Raw genomic sequence first — 25091 nt, forward strand, 5'->3', positions numbered from 1 at the left:
CTAATTTCTTTATAATTTACTAAACGAACCTAAATATGCTTTCAATTTTCGCTCGTCTCCCTTGGGTGCATCGAATCCTCATCGCCTTTTTAAGCGCACTCATGGTTTTCGCGCTGCTATTTCTGCCAAACCCTGAAGATCTCGCTCAGGATCCAAATCGTCTAGAAATTGGTCGCCATTATCCATTAACCATTAACGCAGAAGCACTCTCTCCGGGAATATCTATCTCGCCTTCCACCATGCTGCGTTGGGAAACTTATCAAGTTAAATCGGGTGAAAGTGCCGCCGTATTATTTCAGCGAATTGGGCTTTCGGCTCGCTTACTCTATCAACTCACGGCAACAAATCGTGATATTGACAGCCAGCTTTCACGACTTAAGCCAGGAGATGAGCTGCAATTTGGCTTTGATGAAAATAATGAACTTGTTCAACTCAATCGCATTATTAGCGCCTTTGAAACCTTTCGTATCACTAAATCGGGCGATGGCTTTACTTCTGAGTTTGATAAAAAAGAGCTGATGTTCCAGTACAACTATGCCGAAGCGATCATTACTTCAAATTTTTGGAATGCGGGGATAAGCGCGGGTTTAACAGCAAACCAAATCATGGAGTTAGCGGGTATATTTGGTTGGGATGTGGATTTTGCGTTAGATATTCGTGAAGGTGACCAATTTAAGCTGCTATTCCAAGAAAAGGTGGTGGAAGGTGAGGTAATTGGCCGCGGAAATATCATTGCCGCCGCCTTTACCAACCAAGGTACGACGTTCACAGCAATATTGGACGATGCAACAGGCAATTACTATGACGAAAATGGCCGGGCCATGAAAAAGGCCTTTTTACGCTCACCGATCGATTTTCGTCGCGTGACATCAAATTTCAATCCTGTGCGTCGCCACCCCGTCACAGGAAAAGTCACCGCACACAGAGGAACCGATTATGCCGCGCCAGTTGGTACCCCAATTTGGGCCGCCGGCGATGGTGTGGTTGAGAAATCAAGTTACAACCAATTTAATGGTAATTATGTGTTTATTCGTCACAGCAACACCTACATTACCAAATACCTACACTTACAACGACGTATGGTCAAAACGGGTCAACGAGTCAAGCAAGGACAAACGATTGGTACTTTAGGAGGGACTGGAAGAGTCACCGGCCCTCATCTCCACTATGAATTTTTGGTCAACGGTGTACACAAAAACCCAAGAACGGTCTCTTTACCACAATCTAAATCCTTGACGGGCCAAGCAAAAACCACCTTTATCGCCAATGCTCAAATTAGGCTTGGGAAGCTAGAACGCTATAGCCAATTACTCTATGCCAATAAATAATAAAAAAAGGCCCACCAATAATGTGGGCCTCATTATGTAAGATTGAGCAGATTACTCTTCGAGAGTAGGTGGTGGTTCCTTACGCCCCAACATCAACAAGCAAGGCGTCAGTACTAACGTTAATACAGTGGCAAAAGCAAGGCCTCCCGCAACGGCCGTGGCGAGTTGTGACCACCATTGCGTGCTGGGAGCACCAAACTCAATTTTCTGGTTAATCAAGTCGATATTCATCTCCAGTACCATTGGCAATAACCCTAAAATAGTCGTCACTGTGGTCAATAAGACGGGTCTTAAACGCTGAACACCAGTGCGTAAAATGGCCTCTTGTTTGGACAAGCCTCTGCGTATCAGTTGGTTATAAGTATCTATCAATACGATATTGTTATTCACCACGATGCCGGCCAAGGCGATGACCCCAATACCTGACATAATAATGCCGAAAGGTTTTTGGAAAATCAGCAGACCCGCAAATACTCCGACCGTTGAAAACAGTACTGCACTTAAAATGAGGAATGCTTGGTAAAAACTATTAAATTGCGTAACCAGAATTAACCCCATAACCACCAGCGCAATCAAAAAGGCATTTTTTAGAAATTCTGAGGAGTGTTCCTGCTCTTCATTTTGTCCTCGTAATTTAAACTCCACCCCATTAGGTAAATTCAGTTCCGACAATGCTTGAGTAACTTTCGGCAATTCAAGGGCCAGATTATACCCTTCCTTTAGATCCGCCATAATATCGATAACCCGTCGACCATCAATCCGTTTGATCGTATCTTGTTTGTGATCCGGTTTTATCTGCGCAAAATTGGTTATCGGCACCAGACCTGCGGGTGTGTTGACCCGTAACTGATCAAATCGACCAATATCCCGCTTATCCTCTGGATAACGCACCAAAATATCGACCTCTTCGTTTGCATCATCAGGCAAGTAGTCACCAATTTTTAGTCCATTAGTCACAAATTGCACTGTGTTACCCACCGATGTCGCATCGGCTGAAAATCGAGAAGCATCATCACGTCGAATATCAATTCGCCAGTCAATTCCTTCTTTATTTGAGGTGTCACTGATATTAGTCAACGCGGGATTGTTATCAGCCCACTTTCTGACCATTTTAGCGGCCTCATTAAGATTTTCAGGAGTACGCGCCGACATTTCAATCACCAGATCATGCTCAACCGGTGGCCCTGCATCTGGAAATTTATACTCGATTTCCACCCCTGAAAACTGATCTGTGGTGCTTTTAAGCTCTTCAATAATCGCTTTGACGGTGCGGCGATATTGCCAATCAACAGGGGTAATTTGAATCTGGTCAATTTCATCCTCTCCCCCCGTTCGAGTATAGACGCTCTCAAATTCCTCATGACCAAGCATCACCTGCTCAATTTCTCGCATTAAGGTGTCTTTTTCTTGGATGGAAAGATCGCCATAAGAACGAACTTTAACGGTGAAATAAGGTGGATCCACCTCAAGGAAGAATTCGGCACCGAGCCCTGCTTTGGCATAAGCAAAACCAATCACAATCGCGAGCACTATCGCACTGAACAGTATTTTAAGTGGGTGACGAATCGCAATGGCCAACGTGTGATAATAGAGCTTGGTGATGCCCGTCGCTTGGGCAAAATCACCTTCATGTAAAGCAATCATCCGTGCTTGACTGGCAGCCGAAGCATGTTGCGGTCGGCCAATTAAGCCTCCTAGCACAGGTACGAAAAGCAGTGCCATAATCAGTGAAGCAGCCAGTGTAGCGATAAGCGTGAGAGGCAAGTATTTCATAAACTCACCCGTGATATCCGGCCAAAAAAGCAGAGGGGCAAAAGCGGCTAAAGTGGTAGCGGTTGATGCGGTAATCGGCCATGCCATCCGTTTTGCGGCATCTCGATACGCTTCTTTACGCGGCACACCTTCTTGCATGCGCCGATCAGCAAACTCAGTTACCACTATGGCTCCATCAACCAGCATGCCAACCGCCATAATTAATGCAAATAACACGACAATATTGACGGTTAGCCCAAACACCGACAAGACTAGTAATCCGGTCAAAAATGAGCCTGGTATTGAGATACCAACCAGCAGCGCCGTCCTCATTCCCAAAATAGCGATAATCACGATCACGACTAAAATAATGGCCGACAGAATATTGTTTTGTAGATCGTTGAGCATGATTTCAACGTCTTTCGACTCATCCCACGTGTATTTCACCAACAAATTACTTGGCCAATCTTCCCGTTTTTGCGCCTCTCCCATTACCGTTTTTACCAGCTCAACGGTTTCGATGATATTTTCACCAGCACGCTTTTTAACGTCCAACACCACCGCCGATTTGCCATCTAAACGAGCAAAGCTTTCGGGGTCCCGAAATGCTCGTCTGACGGTCGCGATATCGCCAAAGGTGATTACTTGCTTACCATCAACCTTCACCGGAAGCTCTAACACATCTTTCAAGGATTCAAAAACTGAAGGAACCTTTACGGAAAAACGTCCGTAGCCCGTATCGACGAAACCCGCCGCAACGACTTTATTATTCAGCGCAATTAAGTTATAAATATCGCCTTGATCGAGTCCGTAACTTTCCATCAATAGGGGATCGACAATGATCTCAACAATATCTTCGCGATCGCCAGCGATATCAACTTCTAATACTTGTCGGTAGCTTTCTAATTTGTCTCTCAACTGCCTTGCAATTTGTACGATAGCTCGCTCTGGTAAAGTGCCATAAAGTACCACTGATAATACCGGTTGCTCTGATGCCAATGTTACTTCGTTCACGGTCGGCTCATCGCTGTCTGCTGGTAGCTTCGGCTCGGCCAAATTGACCGCATCTCTCACATCCGCCATCGCTTTATCAAGGTTAACGCCAACGTTAAATTCCAAAACTACAGAAGCATGCCCTTCGGAAGCATTCGACGTCATCTCTTTTACGCCTTCAATAGAGCGCATTTCTTGCTCTAGGGGCCGCACGATAAGGCGCTCAGCATCACTCGGTGATATGCCTTGATGACTTACGGAGACATAAATAATAGGAATAGTAATGTCAGGGCTCGATTCTTTAGGGATCGAAAAATAGGTCGCTACGCCAGCGATCAAGATAAAAATCAGCAGCGATAACATAGTGCGCGAGCGAGATAGCGCCGCATCAATAATAGAAAACATGGCGCCCTCTACTGCGCTGAGTGGTTAGGTTTCTTGACCGCAATCACTTGATCACCATCTCGAACAAAACCTTGCCCAACGGTGATAATATCCACCGTCTCCCCTAGCCCAGTTAGCCACACACCATCTTGCTCCGCTTTTACCAATTGAATGGGGATGAAGCGAACACGATCTTGCTGCAGAGTTTTAACACCTAAATTTCCTTGATCATCAAGCGCAAGCATGGCCGGCGTGATTTTCACCGCCAGTTGTGTTTCCAAACTCATCTCCACTTCAGCGCTCACACCCGCGGGGATCGTTTGATTGGGATTGTCTAATTCCACTTCGATAGCAAACGTGTTGGTGGTAGGCGATGAGACGCGAGAAATATAACGAACCTTGCCATCGACAGTAGAACCATCGATAAAACGTACACGAGCAATTTGGTCTTGTTTGATTTTTTGGATGTGTCGTTCGCTGACATCCGCTTCTATCACTAATTTACTGAGATCAATAAAGGTGACCATCGGGTCACCTACTCCGACAAAATCGCCTTTTTCTATCAAGATGTCTTCAACAATGCCATCGAAGGGAGCCACAACTGACGTATTACGCAAAGCCAATTGAGCACGACTTTGCACAGCGCTGGCTTCCGCCAAAGCGGCTTGCGCCGAAGCAAAGGCCACTTCGCCTTGTAAGCCTCGATTCTTTAACGACTCAGCGGCACTGAATTCTTTTTGTTTGAGTTTGAACAAGGCTTGCGCACTCTCTAATTGAGCCGCTAGATCAGCTTGATCGATTAAGACGATCTGTTGTCCTTTATTGACAGGCTGTCCTTTTGCTATCGATATCTGAGTAATTTTCCCTGCGATTTCAGCACCAATTTTAGCTTGACGATTAGGTGCGGTCCGACCGTAAAGATCGATATGCTTATCGGTCAATTCAGCCTCAAAAGATTGGTAAATAACTTTCGCAAAAGGAATGGTGTCATTGGCAGTTTGCCGGGGCTCTTCCGCTTTCAATGCCCCAAAACCTAACCAAAAACAGAGAAGTAAAATAAAAATCGTCGAGAGTAGCCAAGGTCGTTGCGAAAAAAAGCGGCCAATAGATGAACGGCTGATTTTGGTATCAGGCATAAATAATCCTTTATTATGTTCTTGCCTTCTTAAGGTTAAGGCAAAGCCCTACATAACATCCAAATACGTAGGGCTATTAAGCTTAATTAGCTACAGTAGATTAATTGTGCATCGAACCTTTTTTAGTTAAACACTAAATGATGCACCACAACCGCATGTTGTTGTTGCATTAGGATTATTGACAAAAAAACGAGAGCCTTCTAGGCCTTCTGTGTAATCGACAATGCCACCTATCAAATATTGTAAGCTCATCGGGTCAACCACTAATGTCACGCCACTATTAACGATTGTGGTATCGCCATCGTTCACATTTTCATCAAAGGTAAACCCATATTGAAAACCGCTACAACCACCACCAGTAATATAAACGCGCAGTTTTAGCGCTGGATTCTCTTCTTCAGCAATCAACATTTTTACGCGTTGTGCTGCAGTATCAGAAAATGACAATGGTACATTTACTTCACTCACGATGGCCTCTCTCACTCGTGTTAATACCTGTCAGACTTATTATGCTTAACTTATGCCTGTAAAGGTGATTCTTTTTTAATAATGCAATGATTATCTAATACCTGACCTATTCGTTCAAGTATTCACCGTCACTTAAGCTAAAACTCCAACTATCGAGGCATTATGCACTGAAAAAACACTCACTGTCGCGTGAGTTGTACACTATACGGCGCTTATTTGGCTGTGAATGGGCTCAGAAAATGAGTGAAAAAAAGTGTCTTTGGTGAGTTTGGGTATACAATGCGACACCAACTGGTCCGAACAAGCAGAAGAGGATAAATCCATGACCAAATCAGCAGAGCTTTATCAAAAGGCACAACGTGCAATCCCCGGTGGAGTTAACTCTCCTGTACGTGCTTTTAACGGAGTTGGTGGCTCGCCGATTTTTATCGACCGCGCAGACGGCCCGTTGATTTTTGATGCTGATGGCAAAGCTTATATTGATTATGTCGGCTCTTGGGGGCCAATGATACTAGGCCACAATCACGCGGTCATTCGTGAAGCCGTGATAGGCGCAGCGCAGCGCGGTCTCAGTTTTGGTGCGCCGACCGAGATGGAAATCGATATGGCAGAATTAGTTTCTGAGCTGGTTCCATCGATGGAACAGTTGCGTATGGTCAGTTCCGGTACCGAAGCGACGATGAGCGCCATTCGTTTAGCTCGTGGATTCACTGGGCGCGATAAAATTTTAAAATTTGAAGGCTGCTATCACGGTCATGCGGACAGTTTGCTAGTAAAAGCAGGCTCTGGCGCCTTAACATTAGGCCAACCAAGCTCTCCTGGTGTGCCTGCTGATTTTGCTAAACATACACTGACCGCCACTTTTAATAATTTAGAATCTGTACGTGAATTGTTCGCGGCCAATAAAGACCAAATAGCCTGCATTATCGTCGAACCAGTCGCGGGCAACATGAACTGCATTCCACCAGTAGAAGGGTTCCATGAAGGCTTACGTGAGATTTGTGACCAAGAAGGCGCTCTGCTGATCTTTGATGAAGTAATGACAGGTTTTCGTGTTGCACTAGGTGGTGCACAGGCTTACTACAACATCAAACCAGACTTAACAACGCTAGGGAAAGTGATTGGCGGTGGTATGCCTGTTGGCGCTTTTGGTGGACGCCGTGATGTGATGCAATACATCGCTCCAACGGGCCCGGTGTACCAAGCTGGTACGCTATCAGGTAACCCTGTGGCTATGGCTGCGGGTTATGCCTGCTTGACGCTTCTAAAAGAAGAAGGCAATGAAAAACGTCTCGCGGCCAAAACAAAGCAATTGGCTGATGGATTCAAAGAACTCGCAGACAAACACGGTATTCCTTTGCTGGTCAACCAAGTTGGTGGCATGTTCGGCTTCTTTTTTACCGATCAAGAACGCGTCACCTGTTATGAAGAAGTCGCAAAATGTGATGTTGAACGTTTCAAGCGCTTCTTCCATTTGATGCTCGATCATGGTGTCTATTTAGCGCCTTCAGCTTTTGAAGCAAGTTTTACCTCTTTGGCGCATGGTTCCAAAGAAATTGAAGCGACATTAGAAGCGGCCGATCGCTGCTTTGCGATGATGGCAGCTCAAGCGGAATAAGCACCATTAGGCTGACTCATCATAATTATAAAGGGCTGTAAATCAGCCCTTTATTCATTTCAGACTCAATAAGCAAGCTACTATTGCCAGTAATAAATCACTAAAACGACCAACGCCATCATGCTGATGGCAAACCACGGTAGCTTCAACTTTTTTTTATGCTGGTTTTGACACCCTTTTTCATTATCACAACATCCCATCTCATCAGTTCCTCATTGATAACACGCTGATTTGCAGTCATTATAACCCTATTACTTTACAAGGTTGGATTAACAACGTGTCAGAAAAAGTGAAAATCACCTCTAGCCACTGGGTGCTCATTGCGGCACTTGTCGCTGCGGCTATTGCTTGTTATCTGTTGATTGCACCTTATATCAACTCGATTGTGATGGCTTTCATCATCTCGTTATTGATGTTTCCCATTCATGAGTGGCTCGAACGAAAAATCCCCAAATACAAAAATACCGCCTCGTTTCTCTCGTGTATTATTTTGACGTTTATTATTGTGATTCCACTGCTGTTTGTCTTTGCTGCTATTGTGCAGCAAGGGTCGGTATTTTCTCAGAACATGTACCAATGGGTCACCCATGGTGGCATTCAAACCGCCTTTGCTCATCCTTGGATTGTCAAAGGACTCGCCATTGCGAATCAATATTTGCCCTTTGATGAAATTCAGCCACAACAAATCGCACAAAAAGTGGGGCAATTTGCCAGTTCATTTGGCACCAACTTGGTCAGTATTAGCGCAAAAGTGCTGGGTGATGCGACCAGTTTTTTGATGGATTTCTTCTTAATGCTGTTCGTGTTGTTTTTCCTACTCCGTGATCACGATAAGCTCATCAGCGCTCTTAGGCACATCTTGCCATTGTCGCGTAGTCAAGAAGACAGGTTGCTCTGCGAAATTGAGCAAGTCTCCAAATCGGCTGTCATGGGGTCATTTTTAACCGCAATAGCGCAAGGCTTTGCGGGTGGGTTTGGTATGTGGCTCGCCGGTTTCCCTGGGTTATTTTGGGGCACCATGATGGGGTTTGCTTCGTTTATTCCAGTTGTCGGTACTGCTCTGATATGGATTCCAGCCACTATTTATCTCTTTCTAACCGGAGATAGCACATGGGGCATATTCTTGGCCCTCTGGAGCGTTATAGTTGTTGGCTCAATTGATAATTTATTGCGGCCCTTTTTAATGCAAGGGAGCGCGGGCATGAACACATTAATGATCTTCTTTTCTCTGCTCGGTGGTATTCAGCTGTTTGGCCTGATTGGGTTAATTTACGGCCCACTCATTTTTGCCATCACTATGGTGCTGTTTAATATTTATGAGGAAGAGTTTAAAGGTTTTCTCAATCAACAAGATAATAGCTAACTTTTGACTTACTGACGATCAAGCTAGAAGCAAGGGGCAGACTGTGCGAGAATCTGCCCCTCTTTTTTAGCGCAGAGCCCACTATGTCCAGTTACACCGCACCAAGTCAAATTGCCCAACGTCAGCTTGCTTATTTCGAAGGAAAACATCTTTTAGTGGCTGGAGAAGCGGAGGATTTATTTCCTGTAGAGTTAGCTAATCATTGTCGCTCTGTTTCGGTGTTCACCACTCATTATGGTTACTACCGCCAACTCGAATCCTATCCGCAAATTACATGTCATTTTGGCGCTCAATTTGAGCAAAAAACCGATGCTGACATGATTCTGCTTTACTGGCCCAAAGCGAAGCAGGAAGCTGAATATCTGCTTGCAATGCTGTTGGCCAAACTGGGCAAAGAGACTGAGATTGTGGTCGTGGGTGAAAACCGCTCGGGCATAAAAAGCATTGAAAAAATGTTTGCAGCTTATGGGGTGGTTAAAAAGTATGATTCAGCTCGACGCTGTTCGTTCTATTGGGGGCAATGCACCCAGCAGCCACCAAGCTTCCAGATTGCAGACTGGTTCAAAACTTATCAGGTGCAGTATCAGCAACACTCACTGATTGTAAAAAGTTTACCTGGCGTATTTAGTCATGGCGAGTTTGACCTCGGCAGCCAACTGTTACTCGATACACTACCTAAACTGAGAGGAAAAGTTCTCGACTTTGGTTGTGGTGCTGGTGTGTTGGGTACTGTAATGGCCACATTAAACCCAGATATCGAGATTGAACTGTGCGATATCAGCGCGCTTGCGATTGAATCAACCAAAGCAACCTTGATAGCGAATAACATATCAGGGAATGTATTTGCCTCTGATGTCTACTCAGATACCGCTAAAGATTATCAATTTATCGTCTCAAACCCCCCTTTCCACTCCGGATTAGAGACCAGCTATAGTGCGACAGAAGCCTTACTGGCTAACGCACCAAGCCATCAAACCGTGAAAGGCGAACTTTTTATTGTGGCCAACAGTTTTCTTAAATATACCCCGCTGATTGAACAGGCTTATGGTCATTGCGAGGTGTTAAATAAGACTAACAAATTCATCATTTACCACGCAAAAAAAACATTACAAAAGTCGCAACAATAAGTGTAATCCACTCTCAATTGGTCACTAAACTGGATGATTTTTACGAATTTTGCGTTAGTGACCACGCTTTCCACAGGACTTACTTGTCAAAGTAAAAAAACTCGTTAATTTCGTCACTTTAGGTTTTCTTTGTTTTTTTCATTCACTTTAACGACTACCTCATGCCGTTAAAGCCTCACGGAAAGTAATGCCTTTTTCTATGTTTAGGTTCTCTCGTAAGCAAAAATTTAAGCGCCTGCAAAATACTCTTATGCTGGCTTTTCTCGTTTTGAGCATCACGCCTTTAACTGTGACTGCCATTTTTTTTCTGCAATCACACACTAAAGATCTTCAAGAACAAAGCACGTCTCACTTATTGTCAGTCAGAGACACTAAGCAACAGCAAGTTCTCGATTACCTCACGGCCAAAGAATCAGAAGTGATGGGGTTTGTCCGTTCAGAGTTAGCTTATGCTAGTGGAGGGCGCTTTTACGGCTTAGTCAATGCGTTCCAAAGACTTGGTCTGGATATTGATCAAGCTCGTGAGCATGCCCAGCAGCGTTATATTCCTGGCTCTGGTGATCAGATAAAAACGTCAATATTGCCACAATCGAGCAGCTATGTAGGCAGTGAACGGTATCGCCTACTGCACAAACGCTATCATTGGGCGTATTTAGAACTGCTTAAACGTTCTGATTTTGACGATATTTTACTGGTGGATCTCGATGGTGATGTCGTTTATTCCGTTTATAAGCACGACAACTATGGGACGAATTTACTGACCGGAAAATACAAAGATAGCAATCTGGGTAAAACATTCCGCCAGTTAGAGCAGCAAGTTGGCGAACAACGAAAAATCAATGAGGAATATACACCAGTCATTATTTCTGATTTTTCACAACAAGAAGGGCAATCAGTTGCTTGGCTTGGCGCGCCCATTATTCAACAGGGCTACCTGCACAGCTACGCCATGTTCCGCCTACCAAATAATGGCATCACAAAGCTCGTTGCTGACACCAATGCGACATCGCAAATAAGAACTTTACTCGTCGGGCAAGATCATCATTCTCGAATACTCTCTTACACGCAGCAAGAAATCGAGACTAGTCAAAAAGTGATCAATCTTGCGCTTTCTGGATTGAGTGCCGTTGGTACTTACACTAATACATTGAATGAGAAAACCATTGCCGCCTATGCACCTGTTGCAAACAAAAACATCAATTGGGCCTTGGTCGTAGAGATACTAGAAAAAGAGGCTTATGCGCGAGTTCATCAGCTTGAGAAGTTGTTTATTTTCGCCATGCTAACCGCGATTATTTTAGTCGTCATCGCTTCACATTATCTCTCTAATTTTATTACCTCTCCCCTACTGAAGCTCACTTGGGCGGCAGAAAAAGTCTCAGCTGGGGATTTAGATGAAAACGTTATCAATACCGATCGTAAAGATGAGATTGGTCGGCTCGCAGTGAGTTTTGAACGTATGCAGCGTTCGATTCGAGAAAAAATGCAGCTGATTAAAGCGCAAAATAAAGAGCTCGAAAGCAACATTCAATTAATCCGCAAACAGAACGATGAGTTGCATCTCGCTAACAAACTAAAAGATGAATTCCTAGCCACAACCTCACATGAATTAAGAACACCGTTGCACGGTATGGTCGGTATTGCAGAAGCGCTGATCTCTGGGTCAAGTGGCACGATCACCGCCGATCACCGTTATCAATTGGGCATAATCATCAGCAGTGGACAACGGCTGACAAACTTGGTCGATGACTTACTCGATTATCATAAGATGCGCTATGGCAGCTTGGATATCAAACAGTGTGCTGTTGATCTATCCGGTGCAACACGCTTAGTGTTAGAGCTGTCTAACCATCTACTCAACAAAAAGCCCATTCGCGTAATAAACCAAATCCCTGATGAATGCATTTGGGTCTCTGCCGATCCACAACGATTAGAGCAAGTGCTTTATAACCTTGTAGGAAACGCCATTAAATATACGACTGAAGGGAAAATTGTCATTTCAGCCAATGTGGTTGATGACAAGATTCGTGTCCAAGTTGTCGATACGGGGCAAGGCATTCCTGCTGAACAACTTGAACACATCTTCGAACCACTGATTCAAGCAGGGCAAGATGCCAGTCGTTATCGACAAGGCGCAGGCTTAGGTCTTTCGATCAGCCGTCAATTGATCGAATTAATGCAAGGAACGCTTTATGTCAGTAGCCAACCTATGGTCGGTACGACATTCAGTTTTACCTTACCATTAGCATCAAAAGCGGAAATTGAATCGACAAGCTATATGGAAGCTGGCCATTTCCAATCTCCGACCATTTCAGACATTGAACTGCCTGAAATGCATTCACTACCTGAAAATAAAGAAGGCCCAGTGCTACTGATAGCAGATGATGAACCCGTCAATCTGCGTGTCCTAGACAGCTTCCTACGTTTAGAAGGCTATCAAGTCCGCACCGCTAAAGATGGCAATGAAGTCATTAGCGCGGTCGAAAAAGAAAAACCGGAACTTCTACTGCTCGACATTATGATGCCAGGATTAAGCGGCTACCAAGTCTGTGAAAAGTTAAGAGAAACATACGATCATGCCGAGCTACCTATCATTATGTTGACGGCATTAAATCAAACTGACGATAGAGTTCGTGGTTTTGCAGCGGGAGCGAACGATTACTTATCGAAGCCGTTTAATAAGCAAGAGCTCGCTGCACGTATTACGGCGCATTTAACGGCCAGTAAAGCTGAACAAAGACGTATTGAGAACAACCAACTGCAACAAGAGCTGAAGCATAGAGCAATGGTAGAGGCCAGTTTATTGGAAACCCAAGGCCGTCTACTAGAGCAGCTCGAATCCGCTCCTGAGGCCATTATTTGCATTCGAGACGATCATAAAATCCGCTTTGCGAACGAAGCGGCTGCTCGGTTATTTAAGCGCAGCCAAGAACAACTAAAGCGCTCAAATGCGGAAGAACTCATCGCCCCCAAATACTTAGTCGTCGAGCAAGAGCATTACTGCGGTAATATCGATATCTATGTCGAAGATACACGTCAGCATATGTCTGCTGATGTGTTACGACTACCGGATGGCTCTGGGTTGCAGGCTATGTACATCTTTAACGTGGGTGGAAACATCAATGCAGCGCGCATCAATAACCTTGAAACCGCTATTGAAGCGCTATCCAGTTACGCATTTGAAGGCGATAAAGAAAAACTGCAACAGCTCAAAGAACTCGGTGGCGAGTTCACACGTATCGCCGACAAAGTATCGGGAGAGAGTCAATCTAAGCAAGATTTAATGCGCGAAGTACTGGTTGAAGCAATGACCAGTGCTTTAGATTACTGGGAACGGGTCAGTAACCAAAGCAAGTTTACCTTTGCAGAGCAGAGTGGGCTATGGCGAGTATATCTCGATAGAAGCACATTACAGACTCGGACACTAGACAAGTACTTACGTATCGAGACACTGCCTAAAACACCTCGCTGGCGTACCGTTCTTAATTCGTTAGATTACATTCTTGATCATTGTCAGGAGCACGGCCCTGAACGCTCTCACATCGAAGCGCAGCGCGATAAATTGCAAAAGCTACTGACCTCATCACTCTAAGTACATCAACACCATTAAGCCTGCACTCTGCAGGCTTTTTTATCACTATATTTCCATGACCATCAACGGAACAACCACCCCATTGATGCATCCAGAGTTATGACTAGTTAAATTTAATCAATGTTAACCTCAAGCATCCATTACTCTGGTACGCCTTATTCACTGCATATTACAAACCTTACTTCTCAATAGAAAAAAAGAGGCAAAATGATGATGAAAATTGGAAGTAAAAACTGATTTCTAGGCAATTTCACCAGCAGATTTTCAATTGAAGATGAATAAAGATCCAGATTGCGAACCGAATCACAACAATTCGGCAGAATTAATTTAAGTAAAAAAATTAACGATAAAACTATAAGTGAGCAAGATCTCATGATACAAAAAAAACAAAAAAACATTAAAAATAAAGGGATAAAAAGATAGCGAGCGCTTACAACTATAAGTTAATCGAATTGAGTATGAGAGGCAGATCACTGACCTAAATGAGAGTAAAAATCAAACCAAAGATGGTAAATTGACGTTTATAACGATCACTTTCTACAAATTGACGTTTTTAACGGGAATTCAAATTGATAATTTTCTCTCCAAGGTGTCTTCTTACTCCTGCCAAAGGTCTACAGGCCACTCATGTTGACCAACTCCTCCGGTTTGTTAACACGCAATGAGGTAGGCCTTGGAGAGTGTTTATCAATTGATGACATTCATATCCATTAGTGAAATGAAAGCAAATAGTAAGGAACAGCTATGCTTGCCAATATTAAAAAAACAGCGCTAGCCGCTGCAGTAATCGCCGCCGCAGCGAGCCTTTCAGCTCCAGCAGCCGCACGCAGTGAGCTAACGATCGTACCTGATTTCTACCCTACAATGGTACGTAACTTTAACCCGTATCTAGCAACAAACCTACGTACGACCACTGATTTCATCTATGAACCACTGGTCATCTTCAACGAAATGCATGGTAATACACCCGTTATGCGTTTGGCTGAAGGCTTTAAAATGTCTGATGACCTAATGAGTGTTACTTTTGATATCCGTAAAGGTGTTAAATGGTCAGATGGTCAAGCATTTACAGCGGATGATGTCGTGTTCTCTTATGGCTTATTGAAAAATAAACCTGAACTCGACCAACGCGGTATCAACAAGTGGGTAACGAGCGTAGAAAAACTGAACGACTACCAAATCCGTTTCCGTTTAAGTGAAGCTAACTCAAACGTACCTTATGAAATCTCGTTAGTTCCTATCGTTGCTGAGCATGTATGGAAAGATGTGAAAGATCCAGCGACTTTCACCAACGAGAACCCTGTAGGTACTGGTCCGTTTACTGAAATCGACACCTTCACTCCACAGCTATACATCCAATGCCGTAACCCGAATTACTGGGATGCTGCAAACCTTGAGGTTGACTGTTTGCGTGTACCTCAAATTGCAAACAATGACCAATTGCTAGGTAAAATTGTTAACTCTGAACTCGATTGGACCTCTTCATTCGTTCCAGATATTGACCGTACTTATGCCGCTGCAAGCCCTAGCCACCACTACTGGTATCCGCCATCAGGCACACAAGCATTTATGGTTAACTTCAAAAACCCAGATGCAGTAAAAAATGAAGCGCTAAGCAACGTTGATTTCCGTCGCGCATCCTCTATGGCTCTTGACCGTCAAACTATTATCGATATCGCTTTCTATGGCGGCGGTACCGTTAATGACTTCGCTTCAGGCTTAGGTTATGCATTCCAAGCTTGGTCTGATGAAAACATCCACAATAAGTACAAAGGCTACAACACGTACAACGTTGAAGGCGCGAAAAAACTGCTTGCTAAAGCGGGCTTCAAAGACGTGAACAAAGACGGTTTTGTTGATACTCCATCAGGTAAATCTTTTGAGCTACTTGTTCAATCACCAAATGGCTGGACTGACTTCAACAACACGGTACAACTTGCCGTTGAACAGCTTGCCGAAGTAGGCATCAAAGCACGTGCTCGTACTCCAGAGTTTGCGGTTTATAACCAAGCAATGCTTGAAGGTACTTATGACGTCGCTTACACCAACTACTTCCACGGTGCGGATCCACATCTATACTGGAACAGTGCATACAACTCTGCACTACAGAAAGGTGAAGGTATGCCTCGTTTTGCTATGCACTTCTACAAAAACGACAAGCTAGATACTTTGCTAGACAGCTTCTACAAAACAGCGGATAAAAATGAGCAGCTAGAAATCGCTCACGGAATTCAGAAAATCATTGCTGAAAACCAAGTGACCATCCCTGTAATGTCAGGTGCTTACATGTACCAATACAACACAGCACGCTTTAGCGGCTGGTGGAACGAAGAAAATCCTAAGGGTCGTCCAAACATTTGGGCTGGTATCCCTGAGCGTCTATTACACGTACTGGACCTAAAACCAGTTAAGTAAGTAGAAGTTCATTCCTTGCGGCGTACTTCGTGCGCCGCTAAATAAAATCCCCTAAATACCTAGCAAATGTATAACGCTCGTCGTTAGGGGATTTTTCGCTCTAAATTTCGCTAGGAGCGACCTGAAACCAGGTACAGGATAAAACTGGGTGAGTAAGGTGTGAGTTATGGGTTATTTTTTAAGACGTTTGTCATTTTATTTTATCGCGTTGCTGGTTGCAGCAACATTGAACTTCATTATTCCGCGAGCCATGCCTGGAGACCCAGTGACCATGATGTTCGCAAACGCAACAACGCAAGTAACGCCAGAACGAATCGAAGCGATGAAACAGCTTCTCGGTTTCGTTGATGGTCCGTTGCCCGTACAGTATTTGACCTATTTAAAAAGCATTCTAAGTTGGGAATTAGGCACGTCGATTAAGTTCTATCCGTTAAGTGTCAATGAATTACTGGGTAGTGCATTTGGTTGGTCGTTATTTCTAGCGGGTACTGCGGTTGTGATCTCGTTCTCAATCGGTTCTCTACTGGGCATTTTTGCCGCATGGAAACGAGGCAGTCGTTACGATACGTTTATTACCCCAGGGATGTTGGTTATACAAGCCGTTCCACAAGTGGTTATTGCGATGATCGCTATGTTTACTTTTGCTATCGGCTTGCAATGGTTCCCTACGGGTTATGCCTACACTGCTGGTACGATGCCAGATTGGACAAGTTGGACATTCATTAAAGATGTGGCTTACCACGCTTTCTTGCCTCTTGTCTGTGCGTCTCTAGTACAAATCGGTGGGTTTCTCGTCAACATGCGTAACAACATGATTAACCTGCTCGCTGAAGACTACATCACGATGGCGAAAGGGAAAGGGCTCAGCGAAAACCGTGTGGTTTTCCAGTACGCCGCTCGTAATGCTTTATTGCCAAGTGTCACCGCTCTATCGATGTCTTTGGGTATGGCTATCGGTGGCCAGCTCATCATTGAAATTATCTTTAACTATCCTGGCCTTGGTACCGTTTTATTTAATGCGATCAACGCTCGTGATTACCAAGTTCTGCAAGGGCAGCTACTGATTATGACGCTCTTTATGCTGTTCTTTAACCTGTTGGCGGACATGCTTTATGTCGTACTAGACCCTCGCCTACGCAAGGGAGGTAAATAATCATGAAAGATCTCATTAAACTCATTCGCGGCAATACCGTTGCCATGGTCGGTGTCATTATTTTGGGCCTATTTTTATTCATCGCCCTTGCTGCGCCACTGATCACCAAACATGCGCCAGATAAACGTACCGGAAATCCACACGAGTACCCATCGTTCGTCGTCAAAGCCGCTAAAGCAGATCCGAATGGCTGGATTGCTGAAAACTTGGCGACTGACCGCCGCACCTTACTACTCTCAAAAGGTGAAGACCATGTGCTAGGCACCTCTCGTATGGGACGCGATGTTTGGTCACAAGTGGTGTATGGCGCACGTGTCTCACTCGCCGTGGGTTTTGGCGCAGGAATGACCGTCTGCTTTCTTGCGACTGTGATTGGTGTTTCTGCCGGTTACTTTGGCGGTAAGGTCGATGACATTCTAACCGCCGCTATGAATATCATGCTGGTGATACCGCAATATCCTCTTTTATTCGTGGTCGCGGCATTTATTGGAGAGGCCGGCCCATTAACCATTGCACTCATCATTGGCTGCACCTCCTGGGCTTGGGGCGCTAGGGTCGTACGCTCACAAACCCTCGCACTGCGTGAAAAAGAATTTGTCAGAGCGGCGGAAGTCTTGGGTGAATCATCATGGCGCATCATTTTCGTTGAGATTCTACCTAACCTCATCTCCATCGTTGGCGCTAGCTTCATCGGTTCAGTGATGTACGCCATCATGATGGAAGCGACCATCTCCTTCCTTGGTCTTGGCGATCCAAACACCATCAGTTGGGGCATCATGTTGTACAACGTTCAAACGTCCTCTTCTATGCTGATTGGCGCTTGGTGGGAACTGCTTGCTCCTTGTATTGCTTTGACTCTGCTCGTTACTGGTTTGGCTTTACTGAACTTTGCGGTCGATGAAATTGCCAACCCACAACTGCGTTCACACAAAGGAATGAAGCGTTGGAAAAAACTCGCAGAGCAAGACAAGAAAGAGCGTCAGCCTGACCTGCCACCACAAAATGCACTTTGGAGCGGAGATAAATAATCATGACAAACCCACTTATTTCAATCCGTAACCTATGCGTTGACTACATCACCGACGCAGGTGATGTTCGAGCATGCAGCAACGTCAGTTTTGACATTGCACCTGGCGAAGTATTTGGCCTTGCTGGTGAATCTGGCTGTGGTAAATCAACTATCGCATTTTCACTGATGCGTCTGCATAAGCCGCCCGCGTTTATTACTGGCGGAGAAGTGATTTTTAATGGTGAAAATATCATTAAATACAGCGATGAACGCATGCAATCCTTTCGCTGGAGCCAAATGTCGATGGTGTTTCAAAGTGCGATGAACGCTTTGAACCCAGTATTGACGATGGAAGAGCAATTTTGTGACGTGATCATGCGCCATACCAACATGACTCGTGAACAAGCTAAACGCCGTGCTGAAGGTTTGTTAGAAATTGTCGATATTCACCCAAGTCGATTAAACGATTACCCACACCAATTCTCTGGGGGTATGCGTCAGCGCTTGGTGATTGCAATTGCTCTCGCGCTCAATCCTAAAATGATCATTATGGATGAGCCCACTACGGCACTTGATGTGGTTGTCCAACGTGAAATATTGCAAAAAATCTATGCGCTGAAAGAAGAGTTTGGCTTCTCTATCTTGTTCATCACCCATGACTTGTCGTTGATGGTCGAGTTCTCCGATCGGATTGGCATCATGTATTCCGGTGAATTAATTGAAGTGGCTCCTTCTAAACAGATTCTGGAAAGCCCTTTCCACCCTTACACCAAAGGGCTGGGTAGTTCTTTCCCTCCACTGACAGGCCCTAAAACGAAGTTAACTGGAATACCAGGTAACCCTTTGAACTTATTGGATATACCTCAAGGTTGTCGTTTCCAAGCTCGTTGCGATCGCGTACATGAAGCTTGCACCAAAATTCCAACGAGTTTGCGCCAAATAGAGCTTGGACGCTTCTCCAGTTGCCACCTTTACGGTGACCCAATTGCTCAAGTGAAACTGTAGAGCACAAGCTGTATTACAAAAATTTCTGGAGACAATTATGAGCAAAAATTTCGGTGAATTACTGGTTGAGGGGAAAAATCTAGTTAAAGATTTTCCAATCAACAGTAACACCCTAAAACAACCTATGATGCGAGCGATCAACGACGTATCGTTCAAAATGTTCAAAAGCCGCGGCTTGGCTGTCGTGGGTGAATCAGGCTCTGGCAAATCAACAACCGCTAAAATGATTGCCAAAATGTACGCCCCAACATCCGGTGTAATTGAATACAAAGGACGCGATATTTTAGACATCACTTCACGCAGTGACCTGATGCACTATCGCGAAGGCGTCCAGATGGTATGGCAAGATCCGTTTGGCTCACTCAACCCAACTCATACCATTTTTCATCATATTGCTCGTCCACTGCTTATCCATAAAAAAGTGACGTCAGGTAATAAGAGAGAGTTAGAAGAACGCGTTCACGATTTACTGGAACAAGTCGGCCTTATTCCACCAAAAGAAACAGCCGCGAAATATCCGCACCAGTTGTCTGGTGGACAGCGCCAACGTGTCAACTTAGCGCGTAATATCGCGGTTGGTGCCGAAGTGGTACTGGCTGATGAACCAACCTCCATGTTGGATGTGTCGATTCGTGCGGGTGTTCTCAACCTGATGGAAGAGATGAAATTTGAAAAGCAGATGTCGCTGCTTTATATCACGCACGACATCGCCACCGCACGCTACATCGCCGAAGACTTAGCCGTCATGTACGTCGGACATATGGTGGAATGGGGCGATACCGAAGAGATCATTCACGATCCTCAGCACCCATATACTCAACTATTGGTTTCCGCAGTACCCGATCCTAGTAAATCGATACACGAAAAGCTCAAAGGGAACAAAGGCGAAATTCCACTTTGGACTCCAGTATCAACAGGCTGCCCTTTTGCTGGTCGATGCATGCAGGCGAGTGACAAATGTCGTGAACAACTTCCAGCGGTGACTCAGTTGTCTGATAACCACTTTGTTCGTTGTTACTTATTTGAATAATCACTAACGCACACCTTAAGGTATTGAAGCCGCTGACATAACCTCATCAGTTTCAATACCTTAGGTAAAAATATAAAACAAAGTCAGCACACGCCCCCGACAGGTTGAGTGCTGGCGAGAAATCAAAGATCTGGCTTGGAGATGTTTAATGCTGCTACTGATTAACCATATTGGTTATGAGCCACAAGGGCCCAAACAGGCGATACTAATGAGTAACACGCTCCGTGTTTCTTCCGATATCGCCCTGCTTGTTTGTGCAAACAGCCATCAAACGGTGTCGACTTTCGTTGTTGAACCACAAGCTAAAGTCGCACATTGGCATTTAGGTAGCTTTTATACGATCGACTTTTCTCAATACACCACTTCAGGGCAGTATTACCTGCGTTTTGAAAATACCCACTCCCCTATTTTTGAAATTGGTGAAGGGATACTGATGAAAAAAACGTTTTCTGATGTATTGCACTACTTCAAATCACAACGTTGTGGTGGCATTTTCGACCAGCAAGATAAGCTCGTACCACTGCTTGGTACATCAACCACTGCCGATGTACACGGTGGCTGGTACGACGCTTCCGGTGACGTCAGTAAGTATCTGAGTCACCTTTCTTACGCCAACTATTTAAACCCTCAACAAACCCCAATGGTGGTTTGGAATATGCTAAAGGGATTGGCACAACTAGAACACCACTCGAGTTTTGCTGCATTTTCTCGCACTCGCCTTAAGGAAGAGGCGTTATTTGGTGCTGATTTTCTGATCCGCATGCAAAACTCCGAGGGGTTCTTTTATACAACGGTCTTTGACAAATGGAGCAAGGACATTAAGCAGCGAGAGATCTGCGCCTATGCCACTCAATCCGGCCACAAGTCTGACGATTATCAAGCCGGATTTCGCCAAGGAGGTGGAGTTGCGATTGCCGCTCTTGCGGTGGCAGCACGTTTAGATGTTCACGGTGATTTCACCTCAGAACACTATTTAACAGCGGCGGAGCATGGTTACTGGCATTTAAAAGAAAATAACACGCGCTATCTCGACGATGGCCAAGAGAACATCATTGATGCCTATTGCGCTCTGCTTGCATCGGTTGAGCTCTACCGCTCAACTCATCAAGCAAATTATCTACTTGAGTGTCGTCTTTGGGCACAAAGGTTATGCGCTTATCAACACAGCGACGCTAACATCGCTCATTATTGGGCAGCCAATAGTGATGCCAGTCGCCCTTATTATCACGCCGCCGAAGCTGGGATACCTGTGATTGCACTGTGCGAATATCTCGAGATTGAAACAGAAGAACACCGCAAACAATCAGTCGTTCAAGTGATTGAGAATGCTTGCCGCTTTGAGCTCACCATCACTCATCAAGTCAGTAACCCATTTGGCTACCCACGCCAATATGTGAAACCGATAAATGGCGACAAACGCTGCGCATTTTTTGTCGCTCACGACAATGAATCCGGCTACTGGTGGCAAGGCGAAAATGCGCGTTTAGGATCGCTCGCGTGTATGGCTTATCGCGCCCAAGCGTTCGTCAACGCGGATCTGCATGCCCCTTTAACCACCTTTGCACAAAATGCATTGAACTGGATTATCGGATTAAATCCATACGATATGTGCATGCTCGATGGGCACGGTCGCAACAATCCAGACTACCTCCCCCACCTAGGCTTTTTTAATGCCAAAGGGGGAGTGTGTAATGGCATTACAGGCGGTTTTGAAGATGAAGAAGATATCGCTTTCAACCCAGCGAAACAGAAGGATGACATGCTGCAAAACTGGCGTTGGGCTGAGCAATGGATTCCTCATGGTGCTTGGTATCTGCTGGCCATCACAACCCAGTTTTGCCACTTCTCAACACCAGACTTAGAGAGGCAATCATGACTTTTTATTATGTCGGTATTGATGGAGGCGGCACATCATGTCGCGCACGCATCCGCAACGAGCAAGGCGCGCTGTTAGGTGAAGCGAAAAGCGGTAGCGCCAATATTTTATTGGGTGTGGAACTTGCCATGCAGGCGATCATTGATGCAATTACTCAAGCGGCGCACCAAAGCGGGCTGACGAAAGAGAATTTTGCTCAGATGCACGTGGGTCTTGCTCTGGCTGGCGCAGAACAAAAATCCGCATGGCATGCGTTTATGTCTCAGAGACATCCTTTTGCTTCACTAACGCTCAACACAGATGCTTACGGTGCCTGTATTGGTGCTCATAATGGCGACGATGGCGCAATTATGATCGCGGGAACGGGCTCTTGTGGCCTATTTTTACACGCAGGGCAGCAGCATGTGGTGGGTGGACGAGAGTTTCCCATATCCGATCAAGGCAGCGGTGCCATCATGGGTTTACGCCTAATCCAGCGCGTGCTGCTCATTGAGGATGGCATCGGCGAACCTTCATTATTAAGCGCTCATGTGATGCAACATTTTAACCACGATGTTGATCAGATTGTCGAATGGTCAAAAACCGCACTCCCACGCGACTATGGCCAGTTCTCTCCCGTTATTTTTTCTCTAGCGCAACAAGGTGATGCGCTGGCGATCGAGCTTCTCAAACAAACCGCGGCAGACATCGAAATGTTTCTTGTCGCTCTTCATAACAAAGGAGCCAAGCGGATCTGCCTCATGGGTAGCATTGCAGAGCGTATCTTGTATTGGCTTTCTCCACCGGTACAGCAGTGGATTGTTCAACCTCAATTCGACGCTATCGAAGGCGCGATTATGTTTGCCGGCAAAGCCGAGCATAATTTGTATTAAGGAATTACTATGAGCTATCGAATTGACTTTGCGGTACTCTCAGAACAGAAGCAATTTTGCCGTTTTGGTTTAACGTTCCATAACTTAAGCGATCAAGACCTCAAAGACTGGTCGTTACATTTTGTGATTGATCGCTTCATTCAGCCAGACAGCATCACCCATGGCAACGTAGTGCAAATAGGCAGTTTCTGCTCATTAACGCCAGATATGACCGTGCTTGCTGCAAACTCACATTTTTACTGTGAATTTAGCATCAAAACCGCCCCTTTCCATTTTTACACTGATGGCGTAAAGCACGCTTTTGTTCAATGCAATGGTGAGCAACCGCTCGAACGTCATGATGTGATCGTAACTCCGATTGCTCTCGCCTCGCCTTATCGTGAGCGCAGTGAAATACCCGCAACAGAAGCCGCGAGCCTCAGTCTCATTCCATTACCAAACAAGATTGAATCCGGCACAGGGCATTGCACCTTAACGACTTCGAGCCAGATTACCTTGCAATCCACGTGCGCTGAGCAAGCTGCGACTTGGTTACAACAGGAACTCAACCGTATATTTGATTTTCAGCCCAAACCCATTGGCAGCGCTGATATTATCTACCGCACTAACCCGACCTTTGACGAGGGCGCGTATCAACTCAACGTCGATCGTACCGGCATTCGCTTAGAGGCGAGTGGCCATCAAGGCTTTATGTATGCTAGCGCGACCCTGTTGCAGTTGATCCAAGTTCAAGATCAATCCTGGTTAGTCCCCTGCGTCAAAATCAGTGATGCGCCACGCTTTAAGTACCGAGGCATGATGCTCGATTGTGCGCGCCATTTCCATGGAATCGAGACAGTTAAGCGGCTTATTAACCAATTAGCGCATTACAAATTCAATACGTTCCATTGGCATTTGACCGATGACGAAGGATGGCGTATCGAAATTAAAGCATTGCCTCAACTCACCGACATCGGTGCATGGCGAGGGGTTGATGAAGTGCTCGAACCTCAATACAGCTTGTTAACGCAGCGCCACGGTGGTTTCTATACACAACAAGAAATCAAAGAGGTTATCGCATACGCTCAAGAGCGTGGTATCACAGTGATCCCTGAAATTGATGTTCCCGGACATTGCCGCGCCGCGATCAAATCTCTGCCTCATCTGCTGGCCGATAAAGAGGATCAATCACACTATCGCAGCATTCAATATTATAACGATAACGTCCTCTCCCCCGCCCTTGAAGGAACGTATGAGTTCTTAGATATCGTCTTGCAAGAAGTCTCTGAGCTATTTCCATCCCCCTTTATCCATATTGGTGCCGACGAAGTGCCCGATGGGGTCTGGATTAACAGCCCTAAATGTCAACAACTGATGGCTGATAATGGCTATACCGAGGCCAAAGAATTACAAGGACACTTACTACGTTATGCCGAACAAAAACTGCGTACGCTTGGCAAACGCATGGTCGGCTGGGAAGAAGCGCATCATGGTAATAAGGTCAGTAAAGATACTGTTATCTACTCTTGGCTTTCTGAAGCGGCGGCATTGAACTGCGCGAAACAGGGGTTTGATGTGATTTTACAACCCGGTCAGTACACGTATCTGGATATTGCTCAAGATTATGCACCAGAAGAACCGGGCGTTGACTGGGCTGGTGTTACCCCATTAGAAAAAGCCTATCGCTATGAACCTTTAGCCGAAGTGCCCGAAAACGATCCACTCCGTAAGCGAATTCTCGGTATTCAGTGCGCTTTATGGTGTGAATTAATCAATAACCCACAGCGTATGGAATACATGATTTACCCACGCTTAACTGCACTCGCCGAAGCAGGATGGACTCATAAAGTGCATCGTGATTGGCAAGATTATCTGTCACGGCTCAAAGGACATCTGCCTATGTTGGACAAGCAAGGCATCCGTTACCGAGCACCATGGAAATAAACACAACACTTGGAGTCGGCATTACCTCTCCTTGGTTTTCACTAGCA

16 protein-coding genes are annotated in these 25091 nt (G+C 45.3%); 13 read left to right on the forward strand and 3 right to left on the reverse strand.

Features of this window, described 5'->3' with window-relative positions; translation table 11 throughout:
- The first annotated feature begins 35 nt into the window (after positions 1 to 35).
- Positions 36 to 1328, forward strand: a complete 1293-nt coding sequence (locus N5E84_RS10025; protein WP_017048386.1) for a peptidoglycan DD-metalloendopeptidase family protein — start codon at positions 36 to 38, stop codon at positions 1326 to 1328.
- A 51-nt stretch (positions 1329 to 1379) separates the two neighbouring features.
- Here the strand turns inward: N5E84_RS10025 and N5E84_RS10030 are convergent, their stop codons facing one another.
- The 3 genes from N5E84_RS10030 to erpA all read right to left on the reverse strand — a co-directional run bounded on the left by N5E84_RS10030 (position 1380) and on the right by erpA (position 6061).
- Positions 1380 to 4478: an efflux RND transporter permease subunit gene (locus tag N5E84_RS10030; RefSeq protein WP_019283243.1), complete on the reverse strand. Its 3099-nt coding sequence runs from the start codon at positions 4476 to 4478 to the stop codon at positions 1380 to 1382.
- Between the two features lie 8 nt (positions 4479 to 4486).
- A complete protein-coding gene (locus N5E84_RS10035) occupies positions 4487 to 5593 on the reverse strand; it encodes an efflux RND transporter periplasmic adaptor subunit (RefSeq protein WP_017045854.1) in 1107 nt (368 codons plus the stop codon).
- 126 nt (positions 5594 to 5719) lie between these two features.
- Positions 5720 to 6061: an iron-sulfur cluster insertion protein ErpA gene (erpA, locus tag N5E84_RS10040; protein ID WP_026027518.1), complete on the reverse strand. Its 342-nt coding sequence runs from the start codon at positions 6059 to 6061 to the stop codon at positions 5720 to 5722.
- Between the two features lie 322 nt (positions 6062 to 6383).
- Here erpA and hemL point away from each other — a divergent pair, with 322 nt between their 5' ends.
- The 12 genes from hemL (at position 6384) to N5E84_RS10100 (ending at position 25044) form a co-directional block, all read left to right on the forward strand.
- Positions 6384 to 7679 carry a glutamate-1-semialdehyde 2,1-aminomutase gene (gene hemL / locus N5E84_RS10045; RefSeq protein WP_029388440.1) on the forward strand — a complete coding sequence of 432 codons (1296 nt, stop codon included), beginning with the start codon at positions 6384 to 6386 and terminating at the stop codon, positions 7677 to 7679.
- Between the two features lie 277 nt (positions 7680 to 7956).
- Complete coding sequence (locus tag N5E84_RS10050; RefSeq protein ID WP_017045856.1) at positions 7957 to 9042, forward strand: AI-2E family transporter; 1086 nt, start codon at positions 7957 to 7959, stop codon at positions 9040 to 9042.
- Between the two features lie 83 nt (positions 9043 to 9125).
- On the forward strand, positions 9126 to 10169 hold the full coding sequence (gene rsmC, locus N5E84_RS10055; protein WP_019283245.1) for a 16S rRNA (guanine(1207)-N(2))-methyltransferase RsmC: 1044 nt from the start codon (positions 9126 to 9128) through the stop codon (positions 10167 to 10169).
- Between the two features lie 199 nt (positions 10170 to 10368).
- Positions 10369 to 13761 carry a response regulator gene (locus N5E84_RS10060; protein ID WP_029388441.1) on the forward strand — a complete coding sequence of 1131 codons (3393 nt, stop codon included), beginning with the start codon at positions 10369 to 10371 and terminating at the stop codon, positions 13759 to 13761.
- Positions 13762 to 14505: 744 nt separating this feature from the next.
- The gene (locus N5E84_RS10065; protein WP_069212218.1) at positions 14506 to 16176 is read left to right on the forward strand and encodes an ABC transporter substrate-binding protein; all 1671 of its coding nucleotides are present in this window, start codon (positions 14506 to 14508) and stop codon (positions 16174 to 16176) included.
- Positions 16177 to 16342: 166 nt separating this feature from the next.
- Positions 16343 to 17329, forward strand: a complete 987-nt coding sequence (locus N5E84_RS10070; RefSeq protein WP_013857640.1) for an ABC transporter permease — start codon at positions 16343 to 16345, stop codon at positions 17327 to 17329.
- Between the two features lie 2 nt (positions 17330 to 17331).
- Complete coding sequence (locus tag N5E84_RS10075) at positions 17332 to 18357, forward strand: ABC transporter permease (RefSeq protein WP_013857641.1); 1026 nt, start codon at positions 17332 to 17334, stop codon at positions 18355 to 18357.
- Between the two features lie 2 nt (positions 18358 to 18359).
- A complete protein-coding gene (locus N5E84_RS10080; protein WP_013857642.1) occupies positions 18360 to 19343 on the forward strand; it encodes an ABC transporter ATP-binding protein in 984 nt (327 codons plus the stop codon).
- Positions 19344 to 19380: 37 nt separating this feature from the next.
- The gene (locus tag N5E84_RS10085; RefSeq protein WP_013857643.1) at positions 19381 to 20373 is read left to right on the forward strand and encodes an ABC transporter ATP-binding protein; all 993 of its coding nucleotides are present in this window, start codon (positions 19381 to 19383) and stop codon (positions 20371 to 20373) included.
- A gap of 148 nt (positions 20374 to 20521) precedes the next feature.
- A complete protein-coding gene (locus N5E84_RS10090) occupies positions 20522 to 22249 on the forward strand; it encodes a glycoside hydrolase family 9 protein (protein WP_019283248.1) in 1728 nt (575 codons plus the stop codon).
- On the forward strand, positions 22246 to 23121 hold the full coding sequence (locus N5E84_RS10095; RefSeq protein ID WP_019283249.1) for an N-acetylglucosamine kinase: 876 nt from the start codon (positions 22246 to 22248) through the stop codon (positions 23119 to 23121). Before N5E84_RS10090 ends, N5E84_RS10095 begins: the two co-directional genes overlap by 4 nt.
- 9 nt (positions 23122 to 23130) lie before the next feature.
- Positions 23131 to 25044 carry a beta-N-acetylhexosaminidase gene (locus N5E84_RS10100; RefSeq protein ID WP_019283250.1) on the forward strand — a complete coding sequence of 638 codons (1914 nt, stop codon included), beginning with the start codon at positions 23131 to 23133 and terminating at the stop codon, positions 25042 to 25044.
- Positions 25045 to 25091: the final 47 nt, after the last annotated feature.

Origin of the sequence: Vibrio sp. J502, from assembly GCF_025397955.1 — a bacterium.
Lineage (GTDB): Bacteria > Pseudomonadota > Gammaproteobacteria > Enterobacterales > Vibrionaceae > Vibrio > Vibrio anguillarum.